The sequence below is a fragment of the Bacillus sp. WC2507 genome (genome assembly GCF_052656125.1).
The window spans coordinates 3,556,317-3,567,342 of record NZ_JBQXPN010000001.1; the positions used below are offsets into that span (position 1 = coordinate 3,556,317).

Here is an 11,026-nt window from a genome sequence, read left to right on the forward strand (position 1 = left end):
AAGGAAGCCTCCTCTGGCTTCCTTTTAAATAAAAATAGATGAGGTGCGATTATGAACGGATATGTATATTTAGTTGGTGCAGGACCAGGTGATGAAGGGCTTATTACAAAGAAAGCGATAGATTGTTTAAAGCGTGCAGATATCGTTTTATATGACCGTTTATTAAACCCTTTCTTTCTTAGTTATACAAAAGAAACATGTGAACTTATTTATTGCGGAAAAATGCCAAAGAATCATATTATGCGACAAGAAATGATTAACGCCCACCTCCTTCAATTTGCGAAAGAAGGAAAAATCGTTGTCCGATTAAAAGGCGGAGATCCATCTATTTTTGGCCGTGTTGGTGAAGAAGCAGAAACTTTAGCAGCAGCGAACATTCCATATGAAATTGTACCAGGTATTACATCTAGCATCGCCGCTAGTAGTTATGCAGGTATCCCCCTCACCCACCGTAACTACAGTAATAGCGTCACTTTACTAACTGGGCATGCAAAAGGTCCTTTAACCGATCATGGAACATATAATGCATCCCACAATAGTGACACAATCGCCTACTACATGGGTATAAAAAACTTACCTACAATTTGTGAAAACTTACTACAAGTAGGAAAAAAAGAAGATACGCCCGTAGCAGTCATTGAATGGGGTACAACTGGAAAGCAGCGCGTTGTCACAGGTACTCTAGCAACCATTGTTCATAACGTCAAAACCGAAAATATTTCTAACCCTTCCATGACGATTGTTGGTGATGTCGTTTCCTTGCGTAACCAAATCGCTTGGAAAGAACGTAAACCATTACATGGTAAAAAAGTTTTATTTGCATCTGCAACAAATAAAGAAAGCGCAATAAAGCAAATGTTACAAGAGTCCGGTGCAGAAATATATCAAATTCCAACTTTCAAAAAGAAAGAATACACATTAACCCCTGAACAAATCAATGAGATTTTTAGCGTTGACCGCCTTGTATTTTGTTCAACTGAAAGTGTAGAAATATTGATGAGATCATGTAGTAAGCACGATAAAGATATTCGTTCCTTACAGGCGAAACTGCAGTATATGAACGGTGCCACTCAAGAAAAACTGATGCAATATGGGCTACTAAGTACACAAGCAGAGTTCTCTTCCGATCCAACTGTTTATTTAGGACGAAATATTAACCGAATTGCTTTTATTCAAGAGAAAACTGGTGCTGGATCCTATATGATGACTCATGCGTATACTATTGATTATCGCTTCGATGAAGTTCATTCTCGTATACTTTCTGAATTCTCAAGGGATAGCATTGTGTTTGAAGGGCGTGCCTCAATTGATACATTTTTATCAGAAATAAAACGACTTGGCTTTATTGATATTCTTACTCTTCCCTTCTCGTATACCGACGTTCCAACTTTACACTATGCGAATAAAGTCGGATTTCATCATGTAGATGAGCAATTACAAAACATCATTATGATGAAAGATTTGGTGCTACAATGAAAGGAATTGTATATGTTGGACACGGCAGTCGCCTGCAAGAAGGCAATGAACAATTTATTCGCTTTATTCAATCTGTTATGAAAGAACGTAAAGAAAGAATTCAAAAAATAGCTTTTCTAGAGCTAACAACACCTACCATTGAAGATGCAGTTACAGAAGCGATACTGGAGGGAGCAACTGAAATAATGGTTGTACCTGTTTTATTATTTGCAGCAGCTCATTATAAACGTGATATTCCTTTTGAGATAGAGCAACTACAAAAGAATTATCCACAAATAACATTTTCAGTTGTACCACCTTTTAGTACGCATCCACATATGGTGGCACTTGTAGTGAAAAGAATACGTGAAGCCATGCCAATGCAAGGTAGTAGTATTTTACTCGTAGGACGAGGCAGTAGTGATTCACAGCCGATACATGAGTTACAACAAATCGGAGCAGCTGTCGAACGAAAACTCAGTATGCCAGTATCGTGCTCATTTTTAACGAAAGGAACTCCCTCTTTTACTGCTGAGCTCAAGACTATAACATCGACTGCGTCCCATGTATATGTCATGCCGTACCTTCTCTTTACTGGATTATTGCTTCAAAAAATTAAGTTGCATACAAAAAAATACGATCACGTTACAACTTGCAATTGCCTTCAGTTTGATACATATATAAAATTAACATTACTAGAACGAATGGAGGAATGTGTGTATGTATAACATGTACCCTCTTATGTTTAATCTACATAATAAAGTGGTCGTTATCATTGGTGGAGGTAAAATTGCATATCGAAAAGCGTCTGGTTTAAAAGATACAGGAGCTTTTGTCACCATTATCAGCCCAGAAATTTGCGAGGAAATGAAAGAACTTCCTTATATTACTTGGAAGCAAAAAACTTTTAGTAATGATGATATTAAAGATGCGCACCTTATTTATGCAGCTACAAATCAACATGCTGTAAATATGATGGTCAAACAGGCCGCCCACGATTTTCAATGGGTTAACGTTGTAAGTGATGGTACAAAATCATCGTTTCACACACCGGGTGTCATTCAATATGATGAATATGTTGTAACGATTTCAACTTCAGGTAAAGATCCATCGTTTACGAAGCGTATGAAGCAGGAACTAACATCTATATTTCCTAAACTTATAAAAAAGCTTTCTCGTACACATAAATCGTAATCTACCTATTATCTAACTATAAATTTACTTTGGACAAATGTTTTTTAGAGGCGTTTGTTCTTTTTATTATTAAACAAATAATTGACACTCCTACTTCTATGAACCACGTCAGTGGAAGTCCTTTTCTAAAACCCTAGACGTGTAAGAGGCGGAGTGCCTTTATCTACTAGTACCTTCAAAGTTCCCAATAGTGGAATTAAATTTAAGTTCATACATTTATCTCTTAATATCTTTATCTGTAGGCAAAACAATTGCAGCTATTATATAAAGTAACACTGTAAATCCGCTAGAAAAAAAGGCTGATAATGCAGTTACTATACGAAGGATACTAACATCAATTCCATACTTATCACTTAAACCACCTAATACACCTGATACTTGTTTATCTTGAGTGGACTTATATAATTTTTTCATCTAAACACCCCGATTCAATTAAATATTTGTATGTTAAAAATTAGTTCGATCTTTGGAAGAAATTTAAACTTTCTTTAACTAACCTGCCCTTTAATTGAATAACACCTGACATCTATATTTTAACATAAAATCCCATAAGCCTTCTTTTTTTCATTTTAAAACCACATTATTTTAGAAAACAAGCGTTTGTTGAGATATCAATAAAAAACATGTTGAAGCCTATTACTAAAAGAACCATCCCAAAATACTTTGGGACGGTTCTTTTTCCTGATTAATGATTCTTTAACATCACTAACAGTTTCTCTTGGCTATACATCCATACTGTAATGATTAAACAAGCAAGTGCTACTTCTGATAATGCCATAAATCCAATTGCATAATGGCCTGTTAGTTGGAATAGTAAAGTTAAAATTAATGGTGGGAAGAATCCTCCTAGTCCGCCTAAAGCTGAAACGAGTCCATTTACAATACCAGCTTGTTCAGAGAAGTACATTGGAACGAGTTTGAAGATTGTACCATTACCAATCCCTGCACAAAATGCGACTAGTAGGCAGCCAAATGTATACACATTCATACTTGGCATAAATGATAAGATAATACCTGAAAGTGTTAAACCGATAAACACGAAGATTAATATTTTAAATGGATTAAACTTATCCCCAAGCCAACCGCCAATCGGACGCATAATTGTTGCTAATACAATGAATCCGGCTGTCCGCATACCTGCATCTACTTTCTCTAATCCGAAGTGGGATACTAAAAAGTTTGGTAAATATACTGTAAATGCGACAAATGATCCGAAAGTTAAAAAGTAAAAGATACATAAAAACCAAAGTTTTTCATTTTTATATACACCTTTTATTTGTTCCATTAATGGTGTATTCACCCTTTTCTCTTTACGATCGCCTAATAAAAAGTTCATAAGTGCAAACGCTGCAAGTAAAACTAAATAACACTGTACTGTCGTTCTCCAGCCAACTGAAGTTGCGATAACTGGTGCTAAGAACGAAGTAATTGCTGTTCCAGCGTTACCGACACCGTAAATACCATTTACAAAACCGTGACTCTCTTTCGGAAAGTATTTCGGTAAAGAAGTTACCCCTACAGAGAATACAGCTCCACCAATTCCTACAAATAAGCCACCAATAATTAAATCCATCATTGAATTGGCAACACTAATATAAAAGACAGGAAATAATAATAGAATAAAACTAATAAAGAATAATTTCCTTGCTCCGAAACGATTTGTCCAATAACCAATTGGAATGCGAAGAACAGACCCTAAAATAACCGGTACTGCTGTTACCATAGAAATTTGTCCCGCAGTTAATGGAATATCCGTTTTAATATAAGGCATTAATGATGATAAAATGACCCATACCATAAAACCGATAACTAGATTAGAAGTTTGTAAGCTTAATTGAAAATTAGGACTTTTCATCGTGTTCCCTCCTATGTATGCATAGTTATATTCATTCCCTCCAACCTAATCACGTCCTAACATGATTAGGCTGAAAAGAATCAACCACCACTTACTGGCGGAATCATCGCTACTATATCGCCAGTTTGAATGATGTCATCCTCATTTGCATACTCTTCATTTATAGCGACCATTATCTCACCTGAAATCGCTACGTTGTATTTCTTAATGAGGACTTCCTTTAGTTCAGCAACCGTAATATTTTCACAATCTATGTGTAATGCTGGCTTACTTACTTCTTCTTGCAAATGTGCAAATAATAGTACTTCAATCATATTCTCATCTCCTTTCCAGGCTCACTATTTGCATATGCTACCTTCTCTAACTGATCACCTATCCAAGACTCACCATCTTCCCAAAACTCTTTCTTCCAAATTGGAACAATTTGTTTTATACGTTCCATAATATATTCATTCGCCTCATAGGCTGCTTTCCGGTGTGGTGTAGAAACAGCGACGACAACAGCCAAATCAGAAATTTGTAATGTACCAATGCGATGTGTAATCGTCACATATGTCCCAGGCCATTTCTCCCCTACTTCGGTACCAATTCTCTCAAGCTGTTTCTCCGCCATTGTCTTATAAGCTACATACTCTAAATACAGCGTACGACGCCCTTTCGTAAATTCTCTGACAGTACCAATAAAAGTAGTAACCGCACCACACTCACGACGAATTACTTTGTTTGTAACTTCTTCAATTGAAATAGGTGTATCAATTACTTCATAATACGTATGTGTCATCTTGCACCTCTTATCTTCGTATAAGTTAGCAATCTATTTTTCTATTATTTGTATGATCGAAGTGGTTCTTCCCACGGCCACTCACTTCCGACGTTTGATTCTAATAAAAGTACCGAAACAGTTATTCCTGCTTCAAATCCTCTCGTCCCTCCCGGCAGAACGATAAATGTATTCGCTTCTGCAAGTGAAGAAATTGCGCTAGATTTATCTAAACCAACTGGTGTAACTTGTAATTGACCATCTACAATCTCTACTCTCCCTCTTACAAAACGAGTAAATGGATTTGCTTTCGGAAAGTCTTTCTGTAAAATTGCTTCTGCACGATATACGTGCGGATTTTTCCTATGCAAGTATGTTCCAATGACTGGTCGAACATATAATTCACATCCGACATAACAAGCTGAAGGATTACCAGATAGACCAAATAATAGTTTTCCTTCTAACTCAGCTACAGTTGTCACACTTCCTGGTCGCATTGCTATTTTATTGAAAAGTACATTAGCTTGTAATCTCTCATAAATAGCAGGTAAATAGTCATAGTCTCCTACTGAAACACCACCAGTTGTAATTAAAATATCGACTTCTTTTATCGCTTTTTTTACAGTGTTATAACACGTCTCAAAATCGTCAGCGAATTGTCCATAATACTGTACAACTCCGCCCGCTCGTTCAATTTGTGCAGCTATCATATAGGAGTTACTATTTCGAATCTTCCCTAGCTTTAATTGTTCATGTACTTCAAGCAGTTCGCTTCCTGTCGTTACAATTCCAATAACCGGCTGTTTTACAACGTGTACGGTACTATAACCAAATGTAGCAAGAAGAGCTACTACTCCAGGATTAATAACAGTCCCTTTTTTCACAAGGATGGCATTTTCCTTTACATCTTCTCCTTTAAAAGAAATGTTATCACCAGAAGAGAAAGAGCGTTTTAATACCATATAAGTCTTTTCGTTTTCTTCAAATCCTTCCGTAAGCTCTAACATAACAGCAGCATTACACCCAGCTGGAATTGCCGCTCCTGTCATAATACGGACAGCTTGAAATGGTTTCACTTCTTCTGTAAAAACAAAGCCGGCTCCAATTTCACCAATCACTTCAAACTGAACAGGGTTACTGCTACTTGCTTCTTTTGTATCTTCTGCTCGAATCGCAAATCCATCGTACGGAGAGCGATCAAAATGGGGAACATCATGATCTGCAATAATATCTTCTCCAAGCGTTCTACCGTAGCTTTCTATAAGAGAAACCTTTTCTATTTCACCTTGATGAGCATATTCCATTACACGTGCAACTGCTTCTGCCACTGGAATTGGTATACGTTTTTCTAACATTCTTTTTCACCTCGTTTTAATAAGGAGCAACTCTCTTTCTGTTCATCCTATATATTTTGCATATAATCGTTTTGCTATTTTCACATCATTTGTCCCATGAATAAATGCCCTACCGTCTGTAAATAAAACAAAACGATATTCATCAACAAGAAACGATAATAAATATGGTGTTTTTTTGACATCCAAACTTTTTTGTAAGCGCTTTTGTATTTCTTCTAAATTAAGAGTTCCCTCTATTCCTGGACGTATTTGAACGGTATTCCGTCCGCATAACACTTCCGTTTTCATCTGTGCTTCAAATGTTAAACTTGGATACGTTCGTGATTCCCCGCAAGATGGACATGTACTTTTTCTCTGTCTATTTACTTTTAATGAGAGATATTGATTGTTCCAAATATCAAATGATAACATTGTTCCTCGCAGCGCCTCAAAATCATCCACCAATATTTTTATCGCCTCTGTTACTTGGTGAGCAACAACCATCTGTACAGCTGGCTGAATAATTCCGGCTGTATCGCATGTTGCACCGCCCATAGGATGATCCATCAGACAGCGAAAACATGGTGTTTTCCCAGGAAAAATTGTATACGTTACACCGTAACTTCCAATGCAGCCACCATATATCCAAGTTATATTTTCTTTTTGTGAAATGTCATTTATAAGTAGGCGCGTATCGAAATTGTCAGTCGCATCTATTATAAGATCCACTCCTTTTGTTAACTCTTCTATTTCTTGCATTGTGACATCCGTTACAACTGGTATAATTTTCACTTCAGAATTAATCTTTCTTAAATGTTCTGCTGCTGCAATTGCTTTTGGTTTAGACTGCTGTGCATCTTCTTCTCTATATAACTGTTGCCGCTGTAAATTACTCCATTCCACATAGTCACGATCGACAATTGTCAATTTCCCAATTCCCATCCTAACGAGCGCTTCTGCATTCGCAGCCCCTAGTGCACCCGCACCGATTAAGAGCACATGTTTTTCTCTTATTTTTCTTTGTCCCATTTCACCAATTCCAGAAAACAATACTTGCCTTGAATATCGCTCTTGCATAGGGAATCCTCCTTTCGTTATCCACCAATGTAAGACATTTCAACTTTTGGACGTTTATTTGTACTTTCAGCAGTTCTTTCATCTGAATATCGATCTGTTCTAAACTCCCATGTATGTTGGAGAATTTTTAGTAGTGAGGCATCAGAAATGTTTTCTCGAAGAAGCGTTCGCAAATCCGTTCCTTCCGTTCCAAATAGGCACGTAAAAAACTTACCATCTGCCGAAATACGAGCTCGCGTACAAGAAGAACAAAATGACTCAGATACTGAAGTAATAAATCCAACTTCGGCATCGCTCCCTACATATCGATACAATTTCGCAACTTCTCCAAAATAATTAGGCTTAACGGGCTCTATCGGATATACACGATTAATCGTCTCTATTAATTGTTCCTTCGTAATGACTTGTTCAAAGTTCCATCCGTTCGTACTGCCTACATCCATAAACTCAATGAAACGTAACTGTATTTCTTGTTCTTTAAAATACTGAGCCATAGGAAGAATTTGACTATCATTCATTCCTTTTTTTACGACCATATTTACTTTTACTTCTAATCCAGCAGCCTTTGCTGCTTCAATTCCTTTTAGTACAGGTTTTGTACTTACGTTTCTTCCGTTAATTTTTTTGAAGAAGTGGTCCTCTATCGCATCTAAACTAATATTTACACGTTTTAATCCCGCGTCTTTTAGCGCCTTAGCTTGTTTTGCTAAATGAATTCCGTTTGTTGTGAGCCCAATATCTTTTAGGCCTTCTAGCTTTGCAAGCCTTGCAATTAACTTCGGTAAGTCTTTACGCAATAAAGGTTCACCGCCAGTAAGCCTTATTTTGTGGGCTCCCATACTTATAAACAATCTTACTAATCTTTCTATTTCATCGAACGTTAATAAAAACTCTTCCTGTAAAAAAGCGTAATCAGGTCCGAACACTTTAGCAGGCATACAATATGTGCACCTAAAATTACAACGATCAATAACTGAAATACGTAAATCTTGAAGTGGCCGTTCTAAAGAATCTTTCATTTTCTCGTGCATCTATATCCCTTCTTTTCTGCTCAAATCCTTAGTAAGCTTTCGATTTTTTTATTTGCCTTCATTATAAAAAAGAAGCGACATATTCAATGTGACTTTTCTCACATTACTTTCCCCATTCAAAAATTCTTCACAAATCTGTTCGAATTTTGTTCACATCTCCATCCCCTTACTCCTTACGGTCATTGAAATTTTACATTATTTTTAAAATAGCTCTTGCATTTTCAGCATATTTACACTCAAAATAGGAAATGTATTGCTTATAAGAAGAAAGGTGATTGCTGTGACAAACAGTATGACATTATCTCAAGATTTAAAGGAATTACTTGCATCTGTTGAATATAAAATGCAGATTAAAAAAGGAAGTTTTATTTTTCAAGAAGGTATGGACGCGACAGAACTCTATATCGTCCACTCAGGAAAAGTACAAATTAGTAAACTAAGTGCTGACGGGCAAGAATTAACACTTCGGATTTGTTCGGAATATGACATTATCGGAGAATTAACATTGTTCACGGACAATGCGAAGTATTTATTAAATTCAAAATGCCTTGAAGATGTTGAAGTAGGCGTTATAAAGCGTGAAGCGTTAGAAAAAGCATTACTCCAAAAGCCCGCACTTGTATTTGAATTTATGAAATGGATTAGTGAACATTTAAGAAGAATGCAAACGAAGTTTCGAGATTTAGTATTACACGGCAAAAAAGGTGCCCTATATTCTACTCTCATACGAATGACAAATAGTTATGGTGTTTTAAAAGAAAATGGAATTCTCATCGATTTACCATTAACGAATCAAGAACTTGCTAATTTCTGTGCAACTTCGCGTGAAAGTGTAAATCGAATGTTAAATGATTTGAAAAAAAAGGGTACAATTTCTATTCATAAAGGAAAGATTACAATTCATGATTTACAATTTTTAAAATGTGAAATTGCTTGTGAAGATTGCTCCGCTTCTGTTTGTAGCATTGATTAACAGCTTATTTAGGTACTTATACCTATAAAGAAAGCCGAGGTCTCCAATTAGATCTCGGCTTTCTTTATAAATTACTAAACATATAAAAAAAAATTATTTTTTCAATTCATTAGGGATACGTCTTCTGTAAATTACATAACTGCGGCTTAAGTATTTAATTGGGGCACTAAATACATGTACCAGTCTTGTAAATGGCCATACTGCGAAAAGCCCTAAGCCTGCCAGAATATGAATTTTAAACCATACAGGTACTTCCGTCATATATTCAACTTTCGGTTGGAAAATAAAGAGACTTCGGAACCAAGGACCTATCGTTGTACGATAATCAAATCCTTTTGAGTCGATGTTTAAAAATGTTGAAGAAAGCCCTGCCATCATAACGATAAGTAATAAAATAAGCGCAATATAATCTCCCTTTGTACTCGTTGCAATGATGCGTTTTACCGTTACACGGCGGTATGTTAATATAATTAAACCGATGATAGAAGCAACACCTGCCGGAAGCCCGAAACTAATTGCTACTACATGATACATATGCTCAGAAATACCTATTGAACGATATACAGCTTCTGGAATTAAAATCCCCATAACATGACCGCCAATTACGAACATGATCCCAAAGTGGAATAATATACTTCCGATTCGGAGCATTTTCTTTTCTAATAGTTCACTAGATTTTGATGTCCATCCAAATTGATCATAGTTGTATCTGAAAATATGTCCACCGATAAAGATTGCAAAAATGATATAGGGAAACAATACCCATAGAAATTGATCCATCATTTTGACAACTCTCCTTTCTAATTTGTCTGTACACCCCATGTATCGATAGCGAGTAGAACAGCCGCAAGAATTGGTTCATACATACTATCTGCTTCTTTTAACTGAACGTGTAATGCTTGTATGTTCCCCTTGTATTTACTCATAATTGGTTCACTGTCTTGCTCATTTGCATTTGCAAAAAACTCGAGTAATAGCGGTAAATAATCAGGGAGTTCTTTATCTGTTACTTCAAAACCAGATTTTTTATAATGTTGTTTTAACTCTAGTAATTCAATACCTCTTTCTCTTTGTTCACCAGTGTTCATATAAGTAAGATACATATTTGTTTTCTTACCAAAATCGAATGTATATACGTAACTATCAATGAGTTGATCATTCGTTTTATCTAGCACCTGTTTTACAAATGCTGTAAGTGATGCTTTAACGTCTTCCTGTTCAATTGCTGCAATCTCTTCTTGTAATTCAGTTACATCTTCTCTCCACCCTAGTTCCGGGTAGGAGAGAAGGAATGAAGAACAGGAAAAAGCAGTTTGTAAACTTTGTTTCATATTTTTCTGCCTCCTT

At 36.2% G+C, this 11,026-nt stretch carries 13 protein-coding genes; 4 read left to right on the top strand and 9 right to left on the bottom strand.

Going from position 1 to position 11,026, the window contains the following annotated elements; all coding sequences use genetic code 11:
- The first annotated feature begins 51 nt into the window (after positions 1-51).
- From ACUN28_RS18825 to ACUN28_RS18835, 3 genes are read left to right on the top strand one after another with little or no spacing between them, the layout of a single operon-like run.
- Positions 52-1,476, top strand: coding sequence for a uroporphyrin-III C-methyltransferase (locus ACUN28_RS18825; protein ID WP_016136666.1), 1,425 nt, complete (start codon positions 52-54; stop codon positions 1,474-1,476).
- A complete protein-coding gene (locus tag ACUN28_RS18830; protein WP_016088116.1) occupies positions 1,473-2,183 on the top strand; it encodes a sirohydrochlorin chelatase in 711 nt (236 codons plus the stop codon). The genes ACUN28_RS18825 and ACUN28_RS18830 overlap by 4 nt, the downstream gene beginning before the upstream one ends.
- Complete coding sequence (locus ACUN28_RS18835) at positions 2,176-2,649, top strand: precorrin-2 dehydrogenase (protein WP_016088117.1); 474 nt, start codon at positions 2,176-2,178, stop codon at positions 2,647-2,649. Before ACUN28_RS18830 ends, ACUN28_RS18835 begins: the two co-directional genes overlap by 8 nt.
- A 216-nt stretch (positions 2,650-2,865) precedes the next feature.
- On the opposite strand, the gene ACUN28_RS18840 is transcribed toward ACUN28_RS18835, so the two are convergent.
- The 7 genes from ACUN28_RS18840 to moaA all read right to left on the bottom strand — a co-directional run bounded on the left by ACUN28_RS18840 (position 2,866) and on the right by moaA (position 8,706).
- On the bottom strand, positions 2,866-3,063 hold the full coding sequence (locus ACUN28_RS18840; protein ID WP_000737851.1) for a PspC domain-containing protein: 198 nt from the start codon (positions 3,061-3,063) through the stop codon (positions 2,866-2,868).
- Between the two features lie 271 nt (positions 3,064-3,334).
- The gene (gene narK, locus ACUN28_RS18845) at positions 3,335-4,504 is read right to left on the bottom strand and encodes a nitrate transporter NarK (RefSeq protein ID WP_016088118.1); all 1,170 of its coding nucleotides are present in this window, start codon (positions 4,502-4,504) and stop codon (positions 3,335-3,337) included.
- 80 nt (positions 4,505-4,584) lie between these two features.
- Entirely contained in the window at positions 4,585-4,818 is a 234-nt protein-coding gene (moaD, locus tag ACUN28_RS18850; RefSeq protein WP_016088119.1) for a molybdopterin converting factor subunit 1, read from the bottom strand.
- Positions 4,815-5,285 carry a molybdopterin synthase catalytic subunit MoaE gene (moaE, locus tag ACUN28_RS18855; RefSeq protein WP_016088120.1) on the bottom strand — a complete coding sequence of 157 codons (471 nt, stop codon included), beginning with the start codon at positions 5,283-5,285 and terminating at the stop codon, positions 4,815-4,817. The genes moaD and moaE overlap by 4 nt, the downstream gene beginning before the upstream one ends.
- Positions 5,286-5,329: 44 nt before the next feature.
- Positions 5,330-6,619 (bottom strand): molybdopterin molybdotransferase MoeA, encoded by a 1,290-nt coding sequence (locus ACUN28_RS18860; protein ID WP_016088121.1) that lies wholly within the window; start codon positions 6,617-6,619, stop codon positions 5,330-5,332.
- A gap of 42 nt (positions 6,620-6,661) precedes the next feature.
- Positions 6,662-7,675 carry a molybdopterin-synthase adenylyltransferase MoeB gene (locus ACUN28_RS18865; protein WP_016088122.1) on the bottom strand — a complete coding sequence of 338 codons (1,014 nt, stop codon included), beginning with the start codon at positions 7,673-7,675 and terminating at the stop codon, positions 6,662-6,664.
- A gap of 17 nt (positions 7,676-7,692) precedes the next feature.
- Complete coding sequence (moaA, locus tag ACUN28_RS18870) at positions 7,693-8,706, bottom strand: GTP 3',8-cyclase MoaA (RefSeq protein WP_016088123.1); 1,014 nt, start codon at positions 8,704-8,706, stop codon at positions 7,693-7,695.
- 280 nt (positions 8,707-8,986) lie between these two features.
- On the opposite strand from moaA, the gene ACUN28_RS18875 reads away from it, so the two are divergent.
- A complete protein-coding gene (locus ACUN28_RS18875) occupies positions 8,987-9,679 on the top strand; it encodes a Crp/Fnr family transcriptional regulator (protein ID WP_000185192.1) in 693 nt (230 codons plus the stop codon).
- Between the two features lie 93 nt (positions 9,680-9,772).
- On the opposite strand, the gene narI is transcribed toward ACUN28_RS18875, so the two are convergent.
- The gene (gene narI, locus ACUN28_RS18880) at positions 9,773-10,462 is read right to left on the bottom strand and encodes a respiratory nitrate reductase subunit gamma (RefSeq protein WP_016088124.1); all 690 of its coding nucleotides are present in this window, start codon (positions 10,460-10,462) and stop codon (positions 9,773-9,775) included.
- Positions 10,463-10,479: 17 nt separating this feature from the next.
- The gene (gene narJ, locus ACUN28_RS18885) at positions 10,480-11,010 is read right to left on the bottom strand and encodes a nitrate reductase molybdenum cofactor assembly chaperone (protein ID WP_016088125.1); all 531 of its coding nucleotides are present in this window, start codon (positions 11,008-11,010) and stop codon (positions 10,480-10,482) included.
- Positions 11,011-11,026 lie beyond the last annotated feature (16 nt).

Coding starts and splice junctions, on each gene's coding strand:
- ACUN28_RS18825 (WP_016136666.1), top strand. CDS start 52: ATGAACGGATATGTATATTTAGTTGGTGCAGGACCAGGTGATGAAGGG.
- ACUN28_RS18830 (WP_016088116.1), top strand. CDS start 1,473: ATGAAAGGAATTGTATATGTTGGACACGGCAGTCGCCTGCAAGAAGGC.
- ACUN28_RS18835 (WP_016088117.1), top strand. CDS start 2,176: ATGTATAACATGTACCCTCTTATGTTTAATCTACATAATAAAGTGGTC.
- ACUN28_RS18840 (WP_000737851.1), bottom strand. CDS start 3,063: ATGAAAAAATTATATAAGTCCACTCAAGATAAACAAGTATCAGGTGTA.
- narK (WP_016088118.1), bottom strand. CDS start 4,504: ATGAAAAGTCCTAATTTTCAATTAAGCTTACAAACTTCTAATCTAGTT.
- moaD (WP_016088119.1), bottom strand. CDS start 4,818: ATGATTGAAGTACTATTATTTGCACATTTGCAAGAAGAAGTAAGTAAG.
- moaE (WP_016088120.1), bottom strand. CDS start 5,285: ATGACACATACGTATTATGAAGTAATTGATACACCTATTTCAATTGAA.
- ACUN28_RS18860 (WP_016088121.1), bottom strand. CDS start 6,619: ATGTTAGAAAAACGTATACCAATTCCAGTGGCAGAAGCAGTTGCACGT.
- ACUN28_RS18865 (WP_016088122.1), bottom strand. CDS start 7,675: ATGCAAGAGCGATATTCAAGGCAAGTATTGTTTTCTGGAATTGGTGAA.
- moaA (WP_016088123.1), bottom strand. CDS start 8,706: ATGCACGAGAAAATGAAAGATTCTTTAGAACGGCCACTTCAAGATTTA.
- narI (WP_016088124.1), bottom strand. CDS start 10,462: ATGATGGATCAATTTCTATGGGTATTGTTTCCCTATATCATTTTTGCA.
- narJ (WP_016088125.1), bottom strand. CDS start 11,010: ATGAAACAAAGTTTACAAACTGCTTTTTCCTGTTCTTCATTCCTTCTC.